Raw genomic sequence first — 23,918 nt, 5'->3', positions numbered from 1 at the left:
ATTCTGGAGCCGGGCATTTCAGAAAAATCGGATTAACCCCGATGATCACTACGTGAAACCTGCGCGGCTCGTCGGCCGCCGCAGCTCACACCCGGTGCGGGCGCCGATGATCGCCTGTGGCCATGCTAACCACCGCTCGCCCGCTCGGGCCGCCGCCACACCCATAACCCCCGCGATAACCCCGCAAACGAACGTCCGCTCTACGACGTGGCTTTCCCGCGGACCCGGCGGACGTTCACCACCCGACCGCCGGGTGCCCGGAAATGCGCGGTCCGGCGGGAGAAGAGCGCTGAGGCAGGCTAGGGCGTCGGGGAGTCGTCCGGGCAGAACTCGGCCTGGAGCACATCGGTGAAGATGCCGATCGGATCCTTCCAGCCGCCGCCGGCCCAGTCGCCGTTGGTGTTGGTCGCGACCATGTGCCTGCCGTCACGGGTGCCGTAGGTGTACGACCACGAACCGAAGATGGCGCCGCCCATGCCCCAGACCGTCGTGCCGCACGGCAGCTTCACCGAGGAGACGCCGAGGCCGTAGCCGGTGCCGGGGATCCAGTCCTTGGTCGGGACCATGGTGAACATCTCCCGCTGCTGGGCGGGCGGCAGGAGCCGGCCGCCCAGCAGCGCTCCGAAGAAGCGGTTGAGGTCCCCGGCTGTGGAGATCATGCCGCCGGCGGCCCAGAACGGCGAGGGGTTCAGCTCGGTCAGGTCGTACGTCTTGGCGTCGGGGCCGGTCTGGTTGAGCCTGGAGTAGTGCCGCGAGTGGGGGCCGCGGATCTTCGTGTCGGCGCCGCGTGGCAGGTAGGTCCCTGACAGGCCGAGCGGGCGGGCGATCCGCCGTGCGACCTCGCCGGCCAGCGTACTGCCGGTCGCCCGCTCGATGACCATTCCGGCGAGGACGTAGTTGGTCTGGGAGTACTCCCAGCTCGCGCCGGGCTGGAAGGTGGCCGGATGGGACATGGCGACCCGTACGAGCTGCTCGGGCGTGGGGTTGTCGTGGCGGTTGACCGCCTCCTGGTCCCGGAGGTAGTCGAAGATCCCGCTGGTGTGGTTGAGCAGGTGCCTGACGGTGATCGCGGCGCCGTCGTGACCGTTGCCGCGGACCAGGCCGGGCAGCCACTTCTCCACGGTGTCGTCGAGGCTCACCTTGCGTTCGGCCACGAGTTGCAGCATCACGGTGGCCACGAACGTCTTGGTGGTGCTGCCGACGCGGAACCGGTGCTGAGGCCGGCGCTGGCGACCGGTCTTGGTGTCGGCCACGCCCGCCGAGCCGAACCATCGCCCATGGCCGTCGCGGACCTCGGCGAGGATGCCGGGAACACTGCCTTCCTTCACGGCTCGGGCGAGCACGCCCTGGACCCCGGCGTGGCCGGGCGTGGTCGCGGCGGCAGCGGGGTTCGTCATGGCGGTTCCCGCCATCATCGCCCCGGTGACGAGCAGGCCGAGGCCCGCTCGAGTCGTGCGTGTACGCATGAGGTCGTTCCCTTCGGATGGCGCGAGCCGTGCGGGAGCGCACGGCCTCGCGCGTGGGTGAGGAGGTCCATGGGCGGCGCCTGCCAGGTGACCGGGAGTCGGCGCGTGCCGTGGACAGCCGTGTCGGCGCGCGGGCGTGGTGGCCAGGCGCGCGGTCTCGAACCGGGTGACCGGCGAGGGGAAAGGCGGCCCGCGTCTCGGCGCGGGCAGGGGAGTTCGAGGGTCTGAGAGTGGGTGGTGCGAACCTACGGGGCTCAGCCGCGGCTGTTCGTCACGCGCCCTCGTCGGCGATCGTCTGAAGGATGCGCGTCAGCAGGTCGGCCTGGTCGACCCCGGCCAGGGCGAGCGCGCGCGGCACGGTGCCGACCTGCGCCTGCACGATTCCGAGCAGCAGATGCGCCGGTCGCAGATCTCTCTTGCGGTACACGGACGCGATGCGATCGAGCGCGAGTCTGACCGATGCCCCCAGCTTCGCAGGGCGCTCGCGGCCGCCGCTCGGCCGGGGGAGGTCGAAGGCGGCAAGGGACACTCCCGCCGCGCTCAGGCTGTGCTCGAACTCCCGGTCCAGCGCGGCGCGCATCGCTCGATGATCGAGCCCGGCCGAGGCCAGGACCTGATGGGTGGAGGTGGTCTCCCGGTCGGCGGCGATCGCCAGCAGGAGGTGGTGCGCCTCGATCGTCGCCGATCCGTCCCTGTGGGCCTCGTGCGCACCCTGCTCGATGATCGTTTGGAGGTATCTGTCGAATGTGGTCATCGTCGGCGTCTCCTCAGCGTGACGCCCGCGGCGATGGGCCGCTTGCCGCCGCGCTCCTGGGAGGCGGGAATCTCATCAGCGGACATGCAAGCAACCCTAGTTGACTAATCTCGAGTTAGTCAACACGGGTTGCTTGTCGCCGAGCCCCGCTCGCGGCGCGTGGGTGCGGGCCGTACCGAGAAGATCAGTGGGGGTTGGTGGCGGTGACGTCGCGCGGGGTGACGCGGAACCCCTGCCAGTGGATGGGCATCGGGTCGGCGTCCTCGTCCCTGGCGACGTGGTGGAAGCCCACGTTCACCCACAGCACCGGATCGGTCACCCGCTCCCCGTTGGCGTACCGGTCGACGGACTTGCCGCACCTGGGCGCCACGTTCTCGGTCGCGAGCCGCTCGCACGCGCGGTACTGCGTCACGAACAGGTCCGCGTGCGTGAACGCCTCGTCGGCGGGCCCGCGGTACTCCGCGCTCTCGGCGTTGTTGATCTCCCAGGACACCGGGTGCCTGTCGGCGTTCCGCACCTGCGGATCCACCACCCGCCACCAGCGCATCCTCCTGTTGAGCGCCTTGGTCTCGCGACGGAGCACGGTGCGCGCCAGTGACCGCTTGCTGGTGCGGTCGCCCGCGAAGTCGTACTGCTCGACGACGTCACGCGCCTTGCCCTCGATGTCGAAGTCCATCCGCCAGAAGATGTTGTGGCTGTGGGACTCCTCGAAGTGCTTGCGTCCCACCCCGAGCGGCCAGCCGTGCTTCGGCGCGGTCGTCGTGCCCGCCAGCGAGCCTGTCGCGCCCACCCGCGGCGTGATCGAGCCGTCGTCGCCGAAGACCCACTCGGAGACGTAGGTGTACCAGCCGACCTGGTAGGCCGCCAGCACGACCAGCTCCTGACCCTGCGCCGACTCGCGCTGCGTCTCGTCGCCCCAGCCGTCCTTCAGGTAGGCGTGGCCGCGCGGGCGGGTCGTCACGCACACCTTGCTCTTGGCGAGCTCGCCGCCGGGGCAGTCGGCCGCCGTCAGCGTCACCGCGGCCGAGCCGAGCGAGCCGATGTCGTGATAGCGCGGCTCGCCGCTGTCGTAGGGCACGTGGATCTGCGCCAGCGCCCCGCTGCGCAGCACACTGATGGACCTGTTGCCCTTGGGCGTGTAGACGACCTTGGTGACGGTCAGGCCCTCGATCGTGCGCATCTCCCAGCACAGCCGCCAGCGCGCGCCGTTGGGCAGCGTCTTGTCCACGAGGTACGGCGAGCCGCACGGCTGAGCGGCGGGGGCCGCCAACGAGACCGGAGCCGGCGGCACGAAGGGTGCGGCGAGCAGGCCGGCGAGCATGAGACGGAGGATCAACTCACCACTCCAGTGTGTGGACCTTCTTGGCGGACAGATCGATGGCGATGCGGCTGGTGTCGAGGAAGGTGCCGTCGGGCAGCCGCACGAACAGCCGCAGGCATCGGTGCGTCGCGCAGGGCCCCCGCCCCGGCGAGTAGATCAGGCCGCGCAGCGCCAGGTCGGAGGGCGAGGCGAGCTCCCTGCCCGCCGCCTTCCTGAACGACTGGCGCACCCCTCTGCCCAGCTTCGGGTCGGCCAGCAGCAGCTCGGCGGCGCGCAGCTCCTCCCGCTTGGACGGCGGCGGCTGCACCCCCTTGCCCTTGGTCTCCTCGACCACCTTGCTCTGGCCGAGGTCGACGGTCCTGACGATCAGCGTGTCGTCGGCGTAGTCGTAGAGGTAGGCCTCGGCGCGCCGCGCCTGTTCGGCGTCCTTGTCGTCGTCGCGCTCGACGTAGAGCAGCTCGGTCTGCCCCTTCTTCAGGTGCGTGGTCGCCGTGGCGATCTCACCGGCGCGAGCGATCTCCTCAGGCGTCAGCGGGTCTCCGGGCGCGGGGGACTCCTGTACGGCCTGCGCCGCCTCGGGCCCCTCCCCGCCGGTGACCAGCAGGAGCGAGCCGCCCAGGAGCGCCGTGCCGAGCCCCGCGGCCGCGAACACCAAACCTCGCCGCATGCCGCCCCCTTACTCTTCGCTTATGTATGCATGCGAAGAGTAGTGCGCTCGATGCGCTCCGGAGGGGAAAACGCCTGAGTTGCCTCAGCGGAAGGCGGCCAGCGGGATCGGCAGCCACGAAGGGCGGTTGCGGGCCTCGTAGACGACCTCGTAGACCGCCTTGTCGTACTCCAGCGCCCGCAGCAGCGCCGAGTCCTCCTCGTCGACGTCGGCGTACCCCTCCAGGAACGCCGACCTGTTGCGCGCGGCCCACTCGCTCGCCTTGGGGCGCAGCTCGGCGCCGTCGGGGCGGTCGGCGAGCAGGTGACCCGCGGCGTAGTCGAACGAGCGGAGCATCCCCGCCACGTCCCGCAGCGGGGAGGCCAGCGCCCTTCGCTCGTCGAGCGGCTGGCCGGGCTCGCCCTCGAAGTCGAGGATGAACCAGCCGGCGGGGGTGCGCATGACCTGGCCCAGGTGGTAGTCGCCGTGGACGCGCTGCACGCGGACCTCGCCGGTCAGCTCCTCCACCTGGTGGAAGGCCCGCTCCACGATCTCGGCGTGCTCGGCCAGCTGGGGCACCTCGGCGATCGCCCTGGCCAGACGGCGGCGGAAGCCCTCGACCATCCGCTTGACGTCGTGCGGTTCGACGACGTCGGTGGGAAAGGCCGCGGCGAGCTGCCGGTGGATCTCCGCGGTCGCCGCGCCGAGGCGGTGGGACTCGGCGGCGAAGTCGCCGCCCGCGTCGGCGGCGCTGATGTCGTCCAACTGCCCGTAGAAGTCACGGACGCTGGCCAGCGCCAGGTCCCAGCCGTCGTTGCTGGTGGACAGGTACTTCTGGGTGAAGGCCAGCGTGGTCGCGACGCCGTCGAGGTCGGTCTCGATCCACCCGTACGGCCTGGCGATGTGCGGCGCGTCGCGCTCGGCCAGCGCGGCGACCACTTCGAGCTCGGGGTTGATGCCGGGGATGAGTCGGCGGAACAGCTTGCAGATGTAGGCGTCGCCGTACACGAGCGAGGTGTTGGACTGTTCGGCCCCGAGGACCAGGCTGCGCTGCGTGGTGTCGATCTCGACCCCGTGCGCGTGGCGGAACCTGATCGGCCCGTGGTCCTGCCCCTCGGCCATGCCCTCGAGCAGCAGGTGCGTCAGCGACGAGTCGTGCGCGGCGTCGTAGACGTGGACGCCGTCCTGCGTGATGCCGATCAGGACGTGCTTGAGCCTGTCGGGCAGCTCGGAGCGGCGGCCGAGGAGGAGCTGGTAGCGGTCGAGCGCGTCGGCCTGCCGTACGCACAGGACCAGGTGCCACAGCTCCGCCTCCTGGGCGGTGCCCAGGGTGGTGCTCGATTCGACGCGGAGGTCGTCCAGAGGGCGCCCCTTGCCCGCGAACCAGCGTTGATGGGTGATCCAGCGGGCAAGGAGGTCCTCAAGCACGACTTACTCCTCCTGGGGTACAGCGGGCGGAAGGGTGAACCAGTAGAACCCATGCCCAGGGAGCGTCAAAAGATACGGAAGTTCGCCAACCGGTGGAAATGGAACTCCGCCCATGGTCTCCACGGGCGAGACGCCGACGAACCTACGCAGATCCAGCTCTACGGGCTGCGGGAACCGGGACAGATTGTTCACGCACAGAATGCGATCATCGCCCAGCTCGCGCACGAATGCCAGCACGCTGGGGTTGGATGAGTTGAGTTCGATGAATTCGCCCAGGCCGAAGACCGGATGCCGCTTTCGGATGTCGATCATCCGCTTGGTCCAGTGGAGCAGCGAGCCGGCGTTCTTCTGCTGCGCCTCGACGTTGATCGCCTGGTAGCCGTAGATCGGGTCCATGATGACCGGCAGGTAGAGCCGGCCAGGGTCGCAGTCGGAGAAGCCCGCGTTGCGGTCGGGGGTCCACTGCATCGGGGTGCGCACGCCGTCGCGGTCGCCGAGCCAGATGTTGTCGCCCATGCCGATCTCGTCGCCGTAGTAGAGCACGGGCGAGCCGGGCAGCGACAGCAGCAGCGCGGTGAACAGCTCGATCTGGTTGCGGTCGTTCTCCAGCAGCGGGGCCAGGCGGCGGCGGATGCCGACGTTGGCCCGCATGCGCGGGTCCTTGGCGTACTCGGAGTACATGTAGTCGCGCTCTTCGTCGGTGACCATCTCGAGCGTGAGCTCGTCGTGGTTGCGCAGGAAGATGCCCCACTGGCAGTTCTCCGGGATCTTGGGCGTCTGGGCCATGATCTCGGAGATCGGGTAGCGGGACTCCCTGCGCACGGCCATGAAGATGCGCGGCATCAGCGGGAAGTGGAAGGCCATGTGGCACTCGTCGCCGCCGTTGACCGGGTCGCCGAAGTACTCGACCACGTCGGAGGGCCACTGGTTGGCCTCGGCGAGCAGCACGCGGTCGGGGTAGATCCTGTCGACCTCCGCCCTGACGCGCTTGAGGTAGGCGTGGGTCCTGGGCAGGTTCTCGCAGTTGGTGCCGTCCTCCTCGAACAGGTAGGGGATGGCGTCCATGCGGAAACCGTCGATGCCCAGGTCGAGCCAGAACCTCAGCACCTCCAGCATGGCCTCCTGAACCGCGGGGTTCTCGTAGTTGAGGTCGGGCTGGTGGTGGAAGAAACGGTGCCAGTAGTACTGCCCGCGGACCGGGTCGTAGGTCCAGTTGGAGGTCTCGGTGTCGATGAAGATGATCCGGGCGTCCCTGTACGTCTCGTCGGTGTCGGACCAGACGTAGAAGTCGCCGAACGGGCCCTCGGGATCGTGCCGTGACGCCTGGAACCAGGGGTGGGCGTCGCTGGTGTGGTTCATCACCAGGTCCGCGATCACCCGCATGCCTCGCTTGTGCGCCTCGTCCACCAGTTTGACGAAGTCGCCGAGATCGCCGAAGTCGGGAAGGATCTTCATGAAGTCGGCGATGTCGTAGCCGCCGTCACGCAGCGGTGACTCGTACAGCGGCAGCAGCCAGAGACAGTCGACGCCCAGCCACTGCAGGTAGTCGAGCCTGCTGGTGAGCCCCTTGATGTCGCCTGTGCCGTCGCCGTTGGAGTCGGCGAAGCCCCTGATGAGCACCTCGTAGAAGACGGCCCGTTTGTACCACTGGGGATCGCGGGGCTTGTCCTCGTCGAAGGTGTTCGGGATGGCAGCGGAGTTCACGGTGTCGGACAAAGTTGGACTCCCCGATCGCTGATTACCGATGAGCCGCTCGCACGGTGAAGACGTGCGCCGGATTGATGTGAGGGTCGAGGCGCACGTAGTTGTTCTGCCGCCACCGGTACGACTCGCCCGACATCTCGTCGTCCACGACGAACTCGGCGTTCCAGTCGAGACCGAGGGCCGGCAGGTCGAGATCGACTGTCGCCTCATGAGTATTGTGCGGGTCCAGGTTCACGACCGCCAGGACCACGTCGCCGAGTCCGTGCCGTCGTGTGGCCGTGTCGTAGGCGCCGGGAAGCCGCTTGGAGAAGCAGACCAGGTCTGGGTGGTCGACCCTGTGGAAGCTCAGATTACGCAATTCCTGAAGTGCCGGGTGCGCTCTTCGGAACAAATTCAGATGCGTGATGAACGGGGCAAGAGTGCGGCCCTCACGCTCCGCCTCCACCCAGTCCCGCGGTCTGTACTGATACTTCTCACTGTTGAGATATTCCTCGCTACCCGGACGTACCGGGAGGTTCTCGGCGAGTTCATACCCAGAGTAGACACCCCAGGTGGGGGACACGAGCGCGGCCAGGACGGCCCGGATCTTGAAGGCGGGCACGCCGCCGTGCTGCAGGTACTCGTGCAGGATGTCGGGCGTGTTGACGAAGAGGTTCGGCCTCAGGAAGTGCGACGTTTCATGCGACAATTCCGTAAAATACGTTTCCACGTCATACTTCGAGTTCTTCCACGTGAAGTACGTGTATGACTGGTGGTATCCGACTTTGGCGAGCGTCTGCAGCATCGCGGGACGCGTGAACGCCTCGGCCAGGAAGATCACATCGGGGTCGGTCGTCCTGATGTCGGCCAGGAGCCGCTCCCAGAAGGGCACGGGCTTGGTGTGCGGGTTGTCGACCCTGAAGATCCGCACCCCGTGGTCCATCCAGTGCTTGATCACGCGCTTGACCTCGGCGTAGATCCCCTCGGGGTCCTTGTCGAAGTTGAGCGGGTAGATGTCCTGGTACTTCTTGGGCGGGTTCTCCGCGTAGGCGATCGACCCGTCCGCGCGGATCGTGAACCACTCGGGGTGCTCCTTGACCCACGGGTGGTCGGGCGAGCACTGCAGCGCGAAGTCGAGCGCCACCTCCATTCCCAGCTCGCGGGTCCTGCCGACGAAGTCGTCGAAGTCGTCGATCGTGCCCAGATCCGGATGGATGGCGTCGTGCCCGCCGTCCTCCGAGCCGATCGCCCACGGCGAGCCCGGGTCGTCGGGATGCGGCGTGAGCGTGTTGTTGCGCCCCTTGCGGAACGTCGTGCCGATCGGGTGGATCGGAGGCAGGTAGACCACGTCGAAGCCCATGCGGGCGATGGCGGGCAGCCTCTTGGCGGCGGTCTGGAAATTTCCTGACTTGGAGACGCCGCCCTCGTCGACGATCGCCCCCTCCGACCTGGGGAAGAACTCGTACCACGAGCCGAACAGCGCCCTGCGCCGCTCCACTCTGACCTTCTGCTGCTTGCTCCTGGTCAGCAGGTCGCGCAGCGGATGGGCCTCCAGCAGCGCGGCGGTCTCGGGCAACTGGGCGATCGACAGGCGCGCCCTGGGATCGAGCGCCTCGTCACGCAGCGTCGCCGCCACCGACAGCAGCGCCGCCCTGTGCCCGCAGACCTCGGCGGGCTTCAGCTCCGCGCCCGCCTTGAGCGCGGAGGCCTTCACCGTGCCCGTCTTCAGGGCCGTGGTCCTGACGGCGCCGGTCTTGAGCGTGCCGTTGCCGTTGCGCGTGGTCCCGTTGCCCGCGTGCGGGGCCGGGCAGTCCGAGGGCCGTACGGCACGGGCGGCACGCTCGAACAGCCGCGCGCCCTCCTCGCACATCAGGTCGACGTCCATGCCGCGGGGAATCTTGATCTCCGCGTCGTGCAGCCACGTGCCGATCGGGTCGCTCCACGCCTCGACCCTGAACAGCCAGTCGCCCTCGTCGGGCAGCGACACGCGCACGGTCCACCTGTCGGTGCCCTTGGCGATCTCTCGCATATGTTTCAGGTGGCCACGCTTCCCGTCGGGAGAGGTGATCACCACCCCCGCGGCCACCGCGTCGTGTCCCTCGCGGAACACGCTCGCGGCGATCTCGAAGGTCTCGCCAGCGACCGCCTTCGCGGGCCACTGCCCGCAGTCGACAACTGGGAAGATGTCCGTGATGGGAATTCGACCGATCATCGCGTCCTGTTCTCATGGTCGAGTGGCCGACTGTCGCTATGACGATCCTCGCACCTTCACGCGTGAAGCTGAGGACGCCATCCCGGGACGGTGCTTCGGGCTCAAAGTGGGGAGTGCCCCAATAGTCCCCATTAATGCCTCTTCATGGAAGGGTTGTGAGAGGGAAGTGATCGATCTACGTGAGTACGCCTTGCCCACCACCGCTCACCACCTAGGGTCGGAATCGTGAGAGCTATCCGCAGGTTCACCGTCCGCACCGTCCTCCCTACGGAGTTGGCCGCCCTCGGCGAGCTCGTGCACAACCTCAGATGGTCGTGGCATCCAGAGACCACCGACCTGTTCTCCGAGGTCGATCCGGCCGTCTGGGAACGTGTTGGGCACGACCCCGTCGCGCTGCTCGGCGCCGTCGACCCCGCCAGGTTGCGCCAGCTGGCGGGTGACCGCCGTTTCCTGCGTCGCCTCGCCGACGCCGCCGACGACCTGCGCGAGTACATGACCGCGCCGCGCTGGTACCAGACGCTGCCTGATGCCGCCAACGCGATCGCCTACTTCTCGCCCGAGTACGGCATCGCCGCTGCCCTCCCGCAGTACTCGGGCGGCCTCGGCATCCTGGCGGGCGACCACCTGAAAGCGGCCAGCGACCTGGGCGTGCCGATCCTCGCGGTGGGGTTGCTCTACCGCCACGGTTACTTCACCCAGTCGCTGTCGCCCGAAGGCTGGCAACTGGAGCACTATCCCAGCCTCGACCCCGGGGGCCTGCCGCTCAGCCTGCTGAAGGACGAGGAGGGCACCGCCGTACACATCAGGATCGGCCTGCCCGGCAACAGGGCCCTGCACGCGCAGGTGTGGGTGGCGCAGGTCGGCAGGGTGCCGCTGCTGCTGCTCGACTCCGACGTGGCCGACAACGACGCCGCCGCGCGCGACGTCACCGACCGCCTGTACGGCGGCGGCACCGACCACAGGCTCATGCAGGAGCTGCTGCTCGGCGTGGGGGGCGTCAGGGCGATCCGCGCCTACTGCCAGATCACCGGGCACGCCGAGCCCGAGGTCTTCCACACCAACGAGGGCCACGCGGGCTTCCTCGGCCTGGAGCGCATCCGCGAGCTGACGGAGTCCCGCCTGTCCTTCGACGAGGCGCTGGAGGCCGTCCGCGCGGGCACGGTGTTCACCACCCACACGCCGGTTCCCGCGGGCATCGACCGCTTCCCCTCCGACATGATCGAGAGGCAGTTCGGCGGCGACAACGCGTGGCCGACCGTGCCCGTCGAGCGCATCCTCGCGCTGGGCGCCGAGCAGGAGCCCGGCCGCTTCAACATGGCGATCATGGGCATGCGCCTGGCCCAGCGCGTCAACGGCGTCTCCGAGCTGCACGGCGAGGTCAGCCGGGAGATGTTCAAGGAACTTTGGCCAGGATTCGACCTGCACGAAGTGCCGATCGGGTCGATCACCAACGGCGTCCACGCACCCACGTGGGTCGGCCGCGAGATCATGGAGCTGGCGGGCCGCGAGCTGCCGTCCCTGATCGACAAGGCGCAGGGCTGGGAAGGCGTCCAGAAGATCTCCGACGCCGACATCTGGTCGATCCGCGGCCACCTTCGCGAGCGCCTGGTCGAGGCGGCGAGGGTGCGGCTGCGCGCGTCGTGGCGCGATCGCGGCGCCTCCGACGCCGAGCTGACCTGGGTCGACGACGCGCTCGACCCCGACGTGCTGACCATCGGGTTCGCCCGGCGCGTGCCCTCCTACAAGCGGCTCACGCTCATGCTGCGCGACCCGGTCCGGCTGCGGGAGCTCCTGCTCGACCCCGACAAGCCCGTGCAGATCCTCATCGCGGGCAAGGCCCACCCGGCTGACGAGGGCGGCAAGAAGCTCATCCAGCAGATCGTCAGGTTCGCCGACGAGGAGGACGTGCGGCACCGCATCGTCTTCCTGCCCGACTACGACATGGCGCTCGGCCAGCTGCTCGTCCAGGGCTGCGACGTCTGGCTGAACAACCCGCTGCGCCCGCTGGAGGCGTCGGGCACCTCGGGCATGAAGTCGGCGCTGAACGGCGGGCTCAACCTGTCGATCCGCGACGGCTGGTGGGACGAGTGGTACGACGGCACCAACGGCTGGGCGATCCCCACCGCCGACGGCGTCGCCGACCCCGACAGGCGCGACGAGCTCGAGGCCGCCGCGCTCTACGACCTCATCGAGCACGAGGTCTCCGACCGCTTCTACGACAGGGCGCCCGACGGCCTGCCCCGCAGGTGGCTGGAGATGGTTCGCCACACGCTCACCTCGCTCGGGCCCAAGGTGCTGGCGGGGCGGATGCTCCGCGACTACGTCGTCGAGCTCTACACACCCGCCTCCGCCTCCGCCCGCGCGCTGTCGGCCGACTCCTTCGCGCCCGCCAAGGCGTTCGCCGCCTGGCGGCTGCGCGTCGCCAAGGCATGGCCAGGGGTCCGGGTGGAGCACGTCGAAGCCTCGGGCGTCGGCGACACGCCCGAGGTCGGCGCGGCGCTCGACCTGCGGGCGACGATCGCGCTCGGCGAGCTCGAGCCGTCCGACCTGCTTGTCCAGGTGGCGTACGGCAAGGTCGGCCCGCACGACGAACTGCTGAACCCGAGCTACCACGCCATGACCCTGGAAGGGACGAACGACGACGGCAAGGCCCACTTCGCCGGGAAGATCCCGCTCGACAGCACGGGAGCGTTCGGGTACACGGTCCGCGTCGTTCCCTCCCAGCCGCTGATGGCCAACCCGGCCGAGCTGGGCCTGATCGCCCTGCCCGAGGAGCCCGCCGGCATGACCAACGGCACACTCCGCTGACGATCGCGCGGGGCCAGGACCGGATCCCGGTCCCGCGCATCAGGACCGCAGGCGCGTCCCGCTTTGGTGGTTTGTGGGAAGGAAGCCCGGCAGCGGTCGACGCGCCCGTACAGGCCCCATAATCGGTATGTGGAAGACACCCGGAACGGTCTCAGGGCCGACACACTCGTGGCCACCGTCCGCGGCGTCCTCCCGTCGCTGACCCCCGCCGCGCAGACCGTGGCCAGGCTCATCCTCGAGGACCCCGCCACCGTCGCCCGCAGCACCATCACCGAGCTCTCAGCCGCCTCGGGCACCAGCGAGGCGACGATCGTCCGCACCGCGAGGCTGCTCGGTTTCGCCGGATACCCGCAGCTCAGGCTCGCCCTCGCGGCCGCCGCCGCGCAACCTGACCGCCTGGTCCCCGGCGACCTCGCCCCCGACGACCCGCTGTCGGAGGTCATACTCAAGGTGTCCCGCGCGGAGTCCGAGGCGATCAACGACACCGTCGCCCAGCTCACCTCCGAACGGCTCGGCCTGGTCGTCGACGCCATCGCGGGCGCCCGCAGGATCGACTCGTACGGCGTGGGCGCCTCCGGCCTGGTCGCCCAGGACATGGCGCAGAAGCTCATGCGCATCGGCCTGTCCAGCCACGCCTTCCAGGACGCCCACCTCGCCCTGACCAGCGCGGTCCTGCTGAAGAACGGCGACGTCGCGATCGGCATCAGCACCTCGGGCGAGACGCCCGACGTGCTGGAGCCGTTGCGGATGGCCGGTGAGGCGGGGGCCACGACCGTCGCCATCACCAACAACCCGCGCTCGTCGCTCGCCGGGCTGGCCGAGCACGTGCTGATCTCGGCGGGGCGGGAGACGGAGTTCCGCCCTGGAGCACTGGCCAGCAGGATCAGCCAGCTGCTCGTCGTCGACTGCGTGTTCGTGGGAGTGGCGCAGCGCACGTTCGACACCTCCCAGGAGGCGCTGCAGAGCACCAGGCGCGCGGTCTCGGGATTCACCCGCAAGCGCTGACACCACTGGAGGGTTCGCCCGCCGACCCGACGCGGTGGGGCAGAAGCCCGAGCGCCCGCGGGTCCAGGGGCCGCCGGTTCACCAGCCGGTGAGAAGAACGGGACCCCGCCCTGGCGGGCGAGGTCCCGGACGATCACCGGCTCACTGGAACGACACCTGGACGTCGTCGGCCTTGACGAACATCACCCGGTGCCCGAACTGGATCTCCAGGTACCGCGTCTTGCCCCGCACCACCGTGTGCGGAGCGGGGTCGTAGGTCACGGCCCGGTAGTACTCGGTGGCCGCGGGACCGCCCAGCGTGTACTTCTGTCCCGCAGAGAACGTGTACTGCAGCGGCGTCACCGCCTGGTACGGGATACCGGCGGGGTAGGCCTCCTGCTCCGGGTACGCCCTGCCGTACACGGGGATGGTCGCCAGCCCCGGGCGCGGGGTCACGACGAATCCCATGGACGGCACCGCGGTCGGGTTGTCGGCGGGGTTGTGGAACCACGCCTTCTGCCCGAGGTACCAGATCGCCGTCCAGTCGCCCTGCCGGTCGGCCACGGCGTACCGCTGGCCGGTGGTGGCGCGGGCGCTGTGGTCGTAGACGCTGTAGAGGGAGTCACCCGTGGGGTGCTTGCCGATGTCCTTGACCAGCGGCGCGTCGGCGCGCGGCTCGGTGCGCAGCCACACCGTGGAGGCGGGCAGCGGCGGGCACGCCGCCGAGGGGTTCTTGCGGTCGCAGCCGTAGAAGTACGGCTTGTTGGTCGCGAAGTCAGGCTTGATCATGATGGAGCCCGACCGCGGGCCGCCGAACTGGTGGAGCGGGGCGCCCATCAGCTGGAAGTAGTGCGCCCAGTCCCAGAACGGACCCGGGTCCTCGTGCATGCCCTTGACCGTGGTCGGCAGCGTGCCCGGCACGTTGTCGTGCCCGAGGATGTGCGCGCGGTCGAGCGGCACGCCGTGGCGCATGGCCAGGTAGCGCACGAGCCTGGCGGACGTGCGGTACATCGCCTCGGTGTACCAGGTGCTGCCCTCGGCCAGGAAGCCCTCGTGCTCGATGCCGATGGACTTGGCGTTGATGTACCAGTTGCCCGCCTGCCAGCCGACGTCCTTGGTCTTGATCTGCTGGGCGATGTGACCGTCGCTCGACCGGACCGAGTAGTGCCAGCTGCCCGGCCACTTCGGGTCCTGGTTCAGCTTGACGGACGGGGCCCAGTAGCCCTCCATGTCGTGGATGATGATGTAGTCGACCTTCTGGTTGTTCGGCCGGTCGGCCAGGTCGTAGTGGCCGTAGTCGTTGTTCGGCAGCTGCGCGTACGCCGCGGGGATCCACTCGCAGGAGATCGAGAGCGGGCACTCCACACCGTCACGGCGGGGGAGCGAGAGCCCGAGCTTGTCGAGCCACGCCACGATCTTGCCGAGCCCCTGAACCGGCTTGAGCGTGACCTGCTGCCCGTCGTCCGTCTTGCGCGTCGCCCCCTCGGCGATCACCGAGTAGACCTCGTCGGCGAAGAACTTGGCGGCGTCGCGCTCGGTGGCGCCGGAGTAGCGGGCCACCGCGCCGTACCACTGCGCGGGGTCGTCGCTGAGCGGCGCCCCGAGCTGCTTCTGGTAGTCGGCGAGCAGCGCCGCGCCGCCGCGGATGTTGGCCGCGGGGTCGCTCCTGAGCGTCTCGTGCGACTCGCCGGTGAGCTCCGCCGCCTTCTCCATGGTCCTGAGCGAGACGGGGATGTCCTGCGGCACCGCCGGCGGTTCGGCAGGCAGGGCCAGCGGGCGGGTGTCGTCGCCGCGCGGGTCCTCCTCGCCCTCACCGTGGTGGTTGGAGCCGGTGAAGGCCGCCGCGTCCGTCAGGTGCATCGGGCCGAAACCGGCGTCGTTGCTGGGCTGCCCCGCGTGGGCGTCCCAGCGGGACTCCAGGTAGGACACACCGAGCAGGACGCTCTCCGGCACCTGGTAGGTCTCGGCCGCGGCCGCGAACGCCTTCTGCCGGTCCTCCGGCGCGTCGGCCTGCGCGACCCCTACGGGGATCAGCAGCGGTAAGAAGCACGCGACCGCCAACGCTTTGCGCATCGAAGACTCCTTGACTGGGGGGTCGTACGGGAGTCAGCGTCTCAACATTTTCCTTCCTCTAGAAGAGGATTGAGAAGATATTTTTCAGGACTTCACCCGACAGGGCGACCGCGCCACGTGGCGCGCGGCCCTGAGGGGGGTGCGAGTCACCGCGTTGTAACGCTCCGACCAGCCGGCTTCGAGGTCGCAGGCATCAGAGTGGACCACAGCAGCCACCGGTTGCATCCCGCCACGCCGTCACACGCGCTCGCCGACGACCTCCAGCCCGCCAACCACAGGGTCGGCCGGTCGAGCGCACGGTGCTGTGCTTCGCGACCCCGGCCAAGAGGGCCGTTGACGCGCTGACCCGGGAGGGCTGGGGCGCGGGCCGCCTGGACGGGGGCCCGCGCCCGCATCGCCGAGCACGTGGTCGAGGGCTGAGCCGTCAGCCGTTGGCGGCATCCTCGAGTGCCTTGACGTCGATCTTCGACATCTTGAGCATCGCCTGCATGGCGCGCTCCGCCCTGGCCGGATCGGGGTCGCTGAGCAGCTTGGGGAGGGCCTTGGGGATGATCTGCCAGGAGAGGCCGTACTTGTCCTTGAGCCAGCCGCAGGAGCCGTCCTCGCCGCCGTCGGCGGTGAGCTTCGCCCACAGCTCGTCCACCTCGTCCTGCGACTCGCAGTCGACGTAGAGGGAGATCGCCTCGTTGAACCTGAACTGCGGACCGCCGTTGAGTGCGAGGAAGCGATGGCCCTCGAGCTCGAAGGTCACGATCATCGGGGTGACCTCGACGATCCTGGAGTCGTCGAAGATCGAGACGTAGTGGTTGGCCGCCTCCTCCGCCTGGTTGTCGAACCAGAGGTACGTGGAGATCTTCTGCATGGTGTGCTCCTCTTCTCTTGCCGTTATATTCGCAATCCGGGAAGCACCGCTGTAGTGCCACGTTCACCGGTTCCGTGTGAAGGATTCAGATGATCAGGGTCTTGATCGCGGAGGATGTGCGCATCCTGCGTGAAACGCTGGCCGCCGTGCTCGAGCTGGAGGACGACCTGGCCGTCGTCGCGGCCGTGGGGCGGGGCGACCGGATCGTGCCGGCCGCGCTGGAGTCGCGGCCCGACGTGGCCGTGCTCGACATCGAGCTGCCCGAGCTCGACGGCCTGAGCGCGGCCGCCCTGCTGCGCGAGGAGGTGCCGGGGTGCCGCACGGTGGTGCTCACGGGGTTCGCCAGGCCCGGCTACCTGCGCCGCGCGATGGCCTCGGGGGTCAGCGGGTTCCTGCTCAAGCACTCGCCGCCGGGCGACCTCATCGACGCCATCAGGAAAGTGGTCGGGGGCGAGCAGGTGGTGGACCCTCAGCTGGCCGTCGCGGCCCTGCGCAAGGCGGACAACCCGCTGGCCGTCCGCGAGGTCGACGTGCTGCGGCTGGCCGCGACCGGAGCGGAGGCCGACGAGATCGCGGTACGGCTCTCGCTCAGCAGGGGCACGGTCCGCAACTACCTGTCGTCAGCGGTCATGAAGCTCAACGCCAGGAACAGGGTCGACGCGATCCGCATCGCCGCCGACGAGGGCTGGCTCTAGCGGGAGCTCCGCCACCAGCTCGAACGAGCCCGCCGCCCGTTCGGTGCGCAGCCGCCCGCCCAGCGCGGCCAGCCGCTGCGTGAGGTTGCCGACCCCGGAGCCCGGACCGTGACCGGGTACGGCCGCCGCCACCCCGTCGTTCGTCAGGCGCAGCCGTACCAGCAGGTCGTCGACGGTGATCTCCAGCGTGCAGTGGCGCGCCGAGCTGTGCCTGATCACGTTGGTCACGCCCTCGCGCACCACGGTCGCCAACGCCGCGTCCACGTCCTCGGGCAGCGGCACGGCGGTGAAGGACCAGCTCACCTCGACGTCCGCGGCCTCCAGCACCGCCCGCGCCGACTCGGCCTCCGCCGCCAGCGAGATCTCGGTGCGCCCTGCGGCCACGGAGCCGAGGTCGGCGAGCACCTGGCGGGCCGCGTCGAGCCCGTCGGACAGCTGCCGCCCTGCCGCAACGGGATCCCGCTCCAGCAGGCGGAAGGCCAGCTCAGCCTTGAGCACCACCACGGACAGGCCGTACCCGAGCAGGTCGTGCAGGTCCCTGGCGAACCGGAGCCGCTCGCGCGCCACCTCGACCCTGGCCAGTTCGGCCCGCGCCTCGCGCAGCTCGACGGTCAGCCTGGCCATCCGCCAGAGCGCGTAGACGATGATCGCCCGCTCGACCACGTAGACGATGCCGTAGGCGACGTCGAGTGTGTTGCCGGCCAGCCCGGAGAGCGTCAGGTGGAAGACCGTGTCACCCGTGATCACCGCGGCCGCCCCGATCCATCTGGCGTGGCCGCGCAGCAGCACCACGACGGCGCCGGGGAGGAGCGTGGCGACGTACCAGAGCTTGACGCCGAGCACCAGCGTCGGGGCGTAGGTGAGCACCACCATCGCGGCCAGCGTCCAGAGCCGGTGCCTCCCGTCGGACAGGCACGCCCGCAGGTACAGGGCGACGAAGGCGGCCAGCGCGGCGACGAACACCGCGAGCTGGAGGCCCGAAGGCCGGATCTGGAGGAGGTGGCGCACCTCGTGCGGGACGATCATCAGCAGCACGGTGGTGACCACGAGCACGGTCACGACCCTGATGGTCAGGTCTCCGGCCAGCGTCCTGGCGGGCGTGCTCTCGCGGTGGGCGTGGGAGACCGAGCGGACCTCCGTGAGCGCCGTTCGCGCCGTCGCCAGGCTGGTCTCCAGCTCGTCGCGCGTCAGGTCGGGCCGCTGCAGAGCGCCGACCACGCGCTCCAGGCTGCCGCCGACCCGCTCGTTGAGCTCCTCGGCGAAGGTCAGCCGCTCGCGGGCCACCTCGGCCGCGGCCAGCTCCGCCCGCGTGCTGCGCAGGTCGACGATCAGGTCGTAGAGGCGGACCACGCCGTACAGCGCGACGCCGACGAAGGCCGCCTGGCCGACGACGAGGTAGAGCGCCTCGCTCAGGGTGGGCCGCACGGTCAGCGCCGAGAGGAACTGGGCGAGCAGCACCAGCGAGAACGCCGTCCACCTGGCCCATGGCCTTCTGATCAGCAGCAGGACGGCGGCGGCCAGGAAGCCGGTGTTGCCGTACCACGTGCTCGCGAACCAGATCAGGCCGGCCGCGGTCAGCACCGCCTGTACGGCGAGCGTCCACGGCCACCAGCGCGGCCTGCGCCCGTCGGTCCGCCGCACACAGTTGCGCAGGTGCAGCGCGAGCAGGACGGCCAGCAGCGTGAACGCGACCGCCTTCCGCGCCGGAGGGTCGGCGGAGTAGACGATGCCGATGACCCCGCCGAAGGAGAAGCCCGCGCTGACCACCACGGCGACCAGCTGTGCCAGCCGTAACATCGCGCCTCCACTGTCACCTGTTGAGCTCACGATGCACCGCGGGGGACGACCTCGCGGAGGTATTTCCGAGTTTCACAAAAGATTCACCGCTTTGCCGGAAGACGTGCGTGGACGGCCCGTGCTGTTTCTCGCCGTCGCCGGATAGGGTCGCCCCATGGGTGAGTTTGTACGCGTCGAGGTGTCCGACCAGATCGCCACGATCAGGCTCGATCGTCCGAAGATGAACGCCCTCAACGGGCAGGTCCAGCGCGAGATCGCCGAGTGCGCGCGCGCCGTGGACGCCGACCAGGACGTCCATGCGGTGGTCCTGTACGGCGGGGAGCGGGTGTTCGCCGCCGGTGCCGACATCAAGGAAATGGCCGACATGTCCTATGCGGACATGGCAGCCCACTCGAAGATCCTCCAGGACTGTTTCACCGCGGTCACGCGCATCGGCAAGCCGGTCATCGCCGCGATCACCGGCTACGCGCTGGGCGGCGGCTGCGAGCTCGCCCTGTGCGCGGACTTCCGGGTGGCGGGTGAGGGCGCCAAGCTCGGCCAGCCCGAGATCCAGCTCGGCATCATCCCCGGCGCGGGCGGCACCCAGCGCCTTCCCCGCCTGATCGGCCCCGCCCGCGCTAAGGACCTCATCTTCAGCGGACGCCACATCACCGCCGCCGAGGCCCTGTCCATCGGCCTGGTCGACAAGGTCGTCCCCGACGTGGAGGTCTACGAGGCGGCGCTGACGTGGGCGGCCACGTTCGTCGGCGGCCCCACCGTCGCCCTGCGCGCCGCCAAGCAGGCAGTCGACCAGGGCCTGGAGGTCGACCTGGACACGGGGCTCGAGGTGGAGCGGCTGCAGTTCTCCGGCCTGTTCGCCACGGACGACGCCAAGATCGGCATGCGGGCCTTCGCCGAGAAGTCCAAGCCCAAGTTCACCGGCCGCTGACCCGCCGCACCGCATGGGCCTCGCCCGTCTCGCGCTCCGCGCTTCAGGGGGCTCGGGCTCCCCTGTCCGGGGGCCGAGCTCCCCGGGACCCAGGCTGGCCGAAGGGCGAATGCGGAACCGATCCCACCGGCGAGGAACGGCCGGAGTGAGCCCGACGATCATGCGCAGGTGGGTCGGGGGCCGGCTCGAAGGTGGGGCGGGCGAACGTGGGCGACCGGCCCAGGATGAAGAGGGTTTGCCGCTATCGTGGCGTTTCATGATGCGCGTCCTGGTCCCGGCGCGGCTGAGGAAGGCCGTGCGTTCGTGGTTCGACTCCCGCTACATCTCGGTCGCCGACCACCGGCAGGACATCAAGGACGCGTTGTGGGAAGTCCAGACGCTCCGACGTGAGGTGACCACCCTCCAGGCCGAGGTGCAGCGGCTCAGGACCACCCCCAGGCCGTCCGAGGCCCGGTCCGAGCACAAGCAGGACCCGAAGGCGGAGGAGGCGCACCGGCTGGCTTTCGAGACCGCGCAGGCGCTCGACAGGGTGCTCCAGAACGAGGTCCTCGTCTGGCAGGCGATCGACGAGCTCAGGGAGCGCTCGTGCGCGTGAGGTGGAACGGCGGCGAGCTGACGTTCAGGCTCGACCCCGAGGACGAGATCACCGGCAGGGCCGCCGACGACCACCCGGTGAAGCTGGCCACCAACTCGTGCGAGATCAAGGACGTGCCCGGCGACGCGCACGACGACCTGTGGGCGGTGGCCGCGTGGACGATCGTGGCCCCTTGGACGCGCAGGCGGATCACGTTCGACCGGCCGGTCTCGCCGGAGCTGGCGCGGGCGCTGCACGACGGGTGGGGGGTCGAGGCGGGGCCCGTCGGCGGGACGCCTCGCGAGGCGGGCGGGACGCTGGCGATCTCCTACAGTGGCGGCGCCGACTCGGTGGCCGCGGCGACGATCTTCCCTGATGCGCCGTTCGTGCACTTCAGGAGGGTGTCGCACCAGCGGGTCCCGAACCGGTGGCCGCACTACAGGTCGGACGTGCTGGCCAGGCTCGCCGTACAGACCGGACGTGAGGTGACCACGGTCGAGTCCGACCTGGAGTTCACCCTCGCCGAGCCGAGGCCCGGCTACCCGGAGCACCACGCGGTCGCGGCGGGCGCGCTGCTGCTGGCCGACCGCATGGACCTGGGCGGGCTCGCGTTCGGCTACGAGCTGGGCTCGCGCTGGCTGGGCGGCGACCGCTACCTGCTGCGCTACACCCCCGACAACCTCATGTGGGCGCCGCACGGGGCGTGGGGGCGGCTGTTCGCGGCGGTGGGCGTGCACATCGTGCTGCCCGTGGGCGGCGTGAGCGAGGCGGTCACCATGCGCATCGCGCTGGAGTCGCCGCTGAAGGCGCAGGTCAGGTGGTGCCTGCGGGGCACCGGCGGGCCGTGCCGCACGTGCGGGAAGTGCCTGTACAAGGAGCTCATCCAGGCCGCGGTCGAACGCAGGCCGATGGACACGCCGATCACCGCGAGCCGTCCCGTGGCGCGCAAGTGGCAGGAGCCGCCGCCGTACGGCGGGCAGGAGATGATCGAGTACGGCTGCGCGCGCATCCCGGGCATCGAGAAGACGCCTTTCGCGAAGGCCGCCCACTACCTTCGGGCGACGGAGGAGTCGACGGCGTGGCTGGACCACTGCTACCGGCCGGCGATCGAGGAGGTCCCGCAGGCATGGCGGGGGCAGGTGGCGAAGTTCATGGCGGCGCGGGTGGGGTTCATGGACGAGGCGCAGGCGCGGCGGGTCGAGACGTGGGGCGCGTGACAGTCGGCGTGCCGGGGTCCGTCGGGAGAGCGTGCGGTTCGGCCGTGAGTGAGAGGAGGCGGTGAGGTGAAGGTTTACCTGTCGGTCGACATGGAGGGCGTGACCGGGCTGACCGACCCGGAGGAGATGCACGCGGGCAAGCGCGGCTACGAGCGCGGCTGCGAGCTCATGACCGCCGACGCGAACGCCGCCATCGCGGGCGCCTTCGACGCGGGCGCCACCAGCGTGCTGGTCAACGACGCCCACGGCTCCACCAAGAACCTGCGGATCGACCTGCTCGACCCGCGCGCCACCCTCATCCGCGGCCCCGGCAAGTCGCAGCGCATGGCGCAGGGGCTCGACTCCTCGTTCGACGCGGCGATGTTCGTCGGCTACCACGCCCGCGCCGGCGTGCAGCACGGCGTGCTCAACCACACGTGGATGGGCAAGGAGATCCAGAACATCTTCCTCAACGGCGAGCCGTGCGGCGAGACCAGGCTGGTCGCGGCCTGCGCCGGTTTCCACGGGGTTCCCGTCGCGCTCATCACGGGTGACGAGGCGGTCGGCGAGGAGGCCAGGGACGTGCTCGGCGACGTGGAGACGGTCTCGGTGAAGAAGGGGATCGACAAGTTCTCCGCCGAGTTGCTGCCGCCGAGCGTTGCCCAGTCGCGTATCCGTGAGAGCGCGGCGCGGGCGTTGGACAGGTTGAGCGACTTCACGCCCTATGCGGCGGCCAGGCCGTACACGCTGGGTGTGGAGTGGAACTCCACGGCGATCGCGGCGGCGTGCGCGCTGATCCCGGGGGTGAAGCAGGCGGGCTCGCGGGAGATCGAGTTCGTGACGGACGACTTCACCGAGATCATGGCGCTGATGGGCCTGTTCGCGACGATCGGCGGGCAGGTGGCCTGCGGCAGCGGCCCCTATGGCTGATCGGGCCGCGCTCACCAGGCGGGGGTTGCTGGTCGGGATCGGCGCGGCGGGTGGCGCCGGCGCGATGTACGCGGCGATGGGCGCGCTCGGCCTGGCCCCCTCGGAGCAGGACAAGGCGTTCACCCCGCCCAGGCAGGGAGATTTCACGCTCAAGGGCAGGGGCGCCGCCTCGGTGGTCATCCTCGGCGCGGGAGTGGCCGGGCTGACGGCCGCCTACGAGCTGGGCAAGGCGGGCTACGACTGCACCGTGCTGGAGGCCGGCGACAGGACGGGAGGGCGCAACCTCACGCTGCGTGGCGGCGACCGGCTCACGGAGCTGAACGGCCCGGCGCAGGACGTCCGCTTCGGCGAGGGCGTCTACTTCAACGCGGGCCCCGGCAGGATCGCGCCGTGGATGGTGACGATGGACTACTGCCGCGAGCTCGGCATCCCCATTGAGACATTCGTCAACACCAACGCCGCCGCCTACGTCCACACCAACGGGCGCACCGTCCGCAACAAGACCGCTCGTGCCGACATGTACGGATACATCGCGGAACTGCTCGCCAAGGCCACACATCAGGGCACGCTGGACCGCAGGCTCAATCGGGACGACAGGGAGCGCCTGCTGGAGTTCCTGCGCAGGTTCGGCGACCTGGGGCCCAGGCTGGCCTACGAAGGCTCGGAGCGGCGCGGTTTCACCACCTATCCGGGGATGGACGGCGGCACGGAGATCACCGGGCCCGCCGGCATCCACGACGTCCTCGCCGCGGGCGTGGGCAGGGCGATCACCAACGACTTCGGCTACGACCAGGCGACCCCGATGTTCCAGCCGGTCGGCGGCATGGACGCGATCGTCGTCAAGCTGACGGAGGCCGTCGGCCGCGACCGCATCAGAACGGGCGCCAGGGTCACCAAGATCACCAACCTGGACCACGGTGTCACCGTCGCATGGGAGGGCGGCGAGCTGACCGCCGACTTCTGCGTGGCCACGCTCCCACCGCACGTGATGGCGAAGATTTTCCACAATCTCGGGGAAAAGGTAACTATCGCCCTCAAAACCCCCGTTCCGGTCGCCGCCGGCAAGATCGGACTGGAGTACGGCAGGCGCTGGTGGGAGCTCGAGGACCGCATCTACGGCGGCGTCACCGAGACCGACCTCGACATCACGCACATCTGGTATCCCTCCCACGACTACCACGCCCAGCGCGGCCTGCTCGTCGGCTACTACAACTCCGACGAGGCCGCGCAGCTGTACGGCGCGCTGATCCCCGAGGACCGCAAGCGCAGGGCGCTCACCCAGGGCAAGAAGATCCACGGTGAGAAGTACCGCTCGGACCTGCTGTCGAGCGTCTCCATCGCGTGGGAGCGCCAGCCTCACGTGCAGGGAGGCTGGGTCCGCTGGCCGGCCTTTGATTCGTCCTTCACTCTCCTGCAACGTCCGTCGGGAAGGGTGTACTTCGCGGGTGACTGGCTCACTCACCTGGTGGCCTGGCAGGCGGGTGCCATGGAGTCGGCCAGGAGCGCCGTGACCCTGCTCCACCAGCGGGCCGTCAGGTCCGCGTGAGGCGTAGGGTCCTGG

At 69.7% G+C, this 23,918-nt stretch carries 18 protein-coding genes; 8 read left to right on the top strand and 10 right to left on the bottom strand.

What is annotated here, in order from left to right:
* Positions 1 to 299: 299 nt before the first annotated feature.
* The 7 genes from AB0B45_RS25060 to AB0B45_RS25030 form a co-directional block, all read right to left on the bottom strand.
* Positions 300 to 1,466, bottom strand: a complete 1,167-nt coding sequence (locus AB0B45_RS25060; RefSeq protein WP_358134706.1) for a serine hydrolase domain-containing protein — start codon at positions 1,464 to 1,466, stop codon at positions 300 to 302.
* Positions 1,467 to 1,737: 271 nt separating this feature from the next.
* A complete protein-coding gene (locus AB0B45_RS25055) occupies positions 1,738 to 2,220 on the bottom strand; it encodes a Clp protease N-terminal domain-containing protein (protein ID WP_358134704.1) in 483 nt (160 codons plus the stop codon).
* Positions 2,221 to 2,404: 184 nt separating this feature from the next.
* Entirely contained in the window at positions 2,405 to 3,541 is a 1,137-nt protein-coding gene (locus tag AB0B45_RS25050) for a copper amine oxidase (RefSeq protein WP_358134701.1), read from the bottom strand.
* 16 nt (positions 3,542 to 3,557) lie between these two features.
* The gene (locus AB0B45_RS25045) at positions 3,558 to 4,208 is read right to left on the bottom strand and encodes a hypothetical protein (protein ID WP_358134699.1); all 651 of its coding nucleotides are present in this window, start codon (positions 4,206 to 4,208) and stop codon (positions 3,558 to 3,560) included.
* Between the two features lie 84 nt (positions 4,209 to 4,292).
* Positions 4,293 to 5,615, bottom strand: a complete 1,323-nt coding sequence (locus AB0B45_RS25040) for an aminoglycoside phosphotransferase (protein ID WP_358134696.1) — start codon at positions 5,613 to 5,615, stop codon at positions 4,293 to 4,295.
* A 3-nt stretch (positions 5,616 to 5,618) separates the two neighbouring features.
* Positions 5,619 to 7,331: a maltose alpha-D-glucosyltransferase gene (gene treS / locus AB0B45_RS25035; RefSeq protein WP_358134693.1), complete on the bottom strand. Its 1,713-nt coding sequence runs from the start codon at positions 7,329 to 7,331 to the stop codon at positions 5,619 to 5,621.
* Between the two features lie 22 nt (positions 7,332 to 7,353).
* Positions 7,354 to 9,510, bottom strand: a complete 2,157-nt coding sequence (locus tag AB0B45_RS25030) for an alpha-1,4-glucan--maltose-1-phosphate maltosyltransferase (RefSeq protein WP_358134690.1) — start codon at positions 9,508 to 9,510, stop codon at positions 7,354 to 7,356.
* 225 nt (positions 9,511 to 9,735) lie between these two features.
* Here AB0B45_RS25030 and glgP point away from each other — a divergent pair, with 225 nt between their 5' ends.
* Both glgP and AB0B45_RS25020 read left to right on the top strand, forming a co-directional pair.
* Positions 9,736 to 12,318 (top strand): alpha-glucan family phosphorylase, encoded by a 2,583-nt coding sequence (gene glgP / locus AB0B45_RS25025; protein WP_358134687.1) that lies wholly within the window; start codon positions 9,736 to 9,738, stop codon positions 12,316 to 12,318.
* Positions 12,319 to 12,447: 129 nt separating this feature from the next.
* Positions 12,448 to 13,323, top strand: a complete 876-nt coding sequence (locus AB0B45_RS25020; protein WP_358134683.1) for a MurR/RpiR family transcriptional regulator — start codon at positions 12,448 to 12,450, stop codon at positions 13,321 to 13,323.
* 141 nt (positions 13,324 to 13,464) lie between these two features.
* Here AB0B45_RS25020 and AB0B45_RS25015 read toward each other — a convergent pair whose 3' ends face one another.
* Together AB0B45_RS25015 and AB0B45_RS25010 are read right to left on the bottom strand one after the other, a co-directional pair.
* Positions 13,465 to 15,375, bottom strand: a complete 1,911-nt coding sequence (locus AB0B45_RS25015) for an N-acetylmuramoyl-L-alanine amidase (RefSeq protein WP_358134680.1) — start codon at positions 15,373 to 15,375, stop codon at positions 13,465 to 13,467.
* Between the two features lie 424 nt (positions 15,376 to 15,799).
* Positions 15,800 to 16,237 carry a VOC family protein gene (locus AB0B45_RS25010; RefSeq protein WP_358134678.1) on the bottom strand — a complete coding sequence of 146 codons (438 nt, stop codon included), beginning with the start codon at positions 16,235 to 16,237 and terminating at the stop codon, positions 15,800 to 15,802.
* Positions 16,238 to 16,326: 89 nt separating this feature from the next.
* Between AB0B45_RS25010 and AB0B45_RS25005 the strand changes: the two genes are divergently transcribed.
* Complete coding sequence (locus AB0B45_RS25005) at positions 16,327 to 16,932, top strand: response regulator transcription factor (protein WP_358134676.1); 606 nt, start codon at positions 16,327 to 16,329, stop codon at positions 16,930 to 16,932.
* On the opposite strand, the gene AB0B45_RS25000 is transcribed toward AB0B45_RS25005, so the two are convergent.
* The gene (locus AB0B45_RS25000; RefSeq protein ID WP_358134673.1) at positions 16,858 to 18,729 is read right to left on the bottom strand and encodes a histidine kinase; all 1,872 of its coding nucleotides are present in this window, start codon (positions 18,727 to 18,729) and stop codon (positions 16,858 to 16,860) included. The two genes, AB0B45_RS25005 and AB0B45_RS25000, sit on opposite strands and share 75 nt — an antisense overlap.
* Before the next feature lie 154 nt (positions 18,730 to 18,883).
* On the opposite strand from AB0B45_RS25000, the gene AB0B45_RS24995 reads away from it, so the two are divergent.
* From AB0B45_RS24995 to AB0B45_RS24975, 5 genes are all read left to right on the top strand, one after another.
* Positions 18,884 to 19,657 carry an enoyl-CoA hydratase-related protein gene (locus AB0B45_RS24995; RefSeq protein ID WP_358134670.1) on the top strand — a complete coding sequence of 258 codons (774 nt, stop codon included), beginning with the start codon at positions 18,884 to 18,886 and terminating at the stop codon, positions 19,655 to 19,657.
* A 256-nt stretch (positions 19,658 to 19,913) separates the two neighbouring features.
* Positions 19,914 to 20,252 (top strand): hypothetical protein, encoded by a 339-nt coding sequence (locus AB0B45_RS24990; protein ID WP_358134667.1) that lies wholly within the window; start codon positions 19,914 to 19,916, stop codon positions 20,250 to 20,252.
* The gene (locus AB0B45_RS24985; protein ID WP_358134664.1) at positions 20,243 to 21,448 is read left to right on the top strand and encodes a DUF6395 domain-containing protein; all 1,206 of its coding nucleotides are present in this window, start codon (positions 20,243 to 20,245) and stop codon (positions 21,446 to 21,448) included. The genes AB0B45_RS24990 and AB0B45_RS24985 overlap by 10 nt, the downstream gene beginning before the upstream one ends.
* Before the next feature lie 66 nt (positions 21,449 to 21,514).
* Complete coding sequence (locus tag AB0B45_RS24980) at positions 21,515 to 22,357, top strand: M55 family metallopeptidase (protein ID WP_358134662.1); 843 nt, start codon at positions 21,515 to 21,517, stop codon at positions 22,355 to 22,357.
* Positions 22,350 to 23,903 carry an FAD-dependent oxidoreductase gene (locus tag AB0B45_RS24975; protein ID WP_358134659.1) on the top strand — a complete coding sequence of 518 codons (1,554 nt, stop codon included), beginning with the start codon at positions 22,350 to 22,352 and terminating at the stop codon, positions 23,901 to 23,903. Before AB0B45_RS24980 ends, AB0B45_RS24975 begins: the two co-directional genes overlap by 8 nt.
* Positions 23,904 to 23,918 lie beyond the last annotated feature (15 nt).

This window comes from Nonomuraea sp. NPDC049152 (assembly GCF_040648355.1).
Taxonomy (GTDB): Bacteria; Actinomycetota; Actinomycetes; order Streptosporangiales; family Streptosporangiaceae; genus Nonomuraea.
Note: the sequence above shows the minus strand (reverse complement) of the source record. Positions and strands in the feature narration are given on the sequence as shown.

Coding starts and splice junctions, on each gene's coding strand:
- AB0B45_RS25060 (WP_358134706.1), bottom strand. CDS start 1,466: ATGCGTACACGCACGACTCGAGCGGGCCTCGGCCTGCTCGTCACCGGG.
- AB0B45_RS25055 (WP_358134704.1), bottom strand. CDS start 2,220: ATGACCACATTCGACAGATACCTCCAAACGATCATCGAGCAGGGTGCG.
- AB0B45_RS25050 (WP_358134701.1), bottom strand. CDS start 3,541: ATGCTCGCCGGCCTGCTCGCCGCACCCTTCGTGCCGCCGGCTCCGGTC.
- AB0B45_RS25045 (WP_358134699.1), bottom strand. CDS start 4,208: ATGCGGCGAGGTTTGGTGTTCGCGGCCGCGGGGCTCGGCACGGCGCTC.
- AB0B45_RS25030 (WP_358134690.1), bottom strand. CDS start 9,510: ATGATCGGTCGAATTCCCATCACGGACATCTTCCCAGTTGTCGACTGC.
- AB0B45_RS25015 (WP_358134680.1), bottom strand. CDS start 15,375: ATGCGCAAAGCGTTGGCGGTCGCGTGCTTCTTACCGCTGCTGATCCCC.
- AB0B45_RS25010 (WP_358134678.1), bottom strand. CDS start 16,237: ATGCAGAAGATCTCCACGTACCTCTGGTTCGACAACCAGGCGGAGGAG.
- AB0B45_RS25005 (WP_358134676.1), top strand. CDS start 16,327: ATGATCAGGGTCTTGATCGCGGAGGATGTGCGCATCCTGCGTGAAACG.
- AB0B45_RS25000 (WP_358134673.1), bottom strand. CDS start 18,729: ATGTTACGGCTGGCACAGCTGGTCGCCGTGGTGGTCAGCGCGGGCTTC.
- AB0B45_RS24995 (WP_358134670.1), top strand. CDS start 18,884: ATGGGTGAGTTTGTACGCGTCGAGGTGTCCGACCAGATCGCCACGATC.
- AB0B45_RS24990 (WP_358134667.1), top strand. CDS start 19,914: ATGATGCGCGTCCTGGTCCCGGCGCGGCTGAGGAAGGCCGTGCGTTCG.
- AB0B45_RS24975 (WP_358134659.1), top strand. CDS start 22,350: ATGGCTGATCGGGCCGCGCTCACCAGGCGGGGGTTGCTGGTCGGGATC.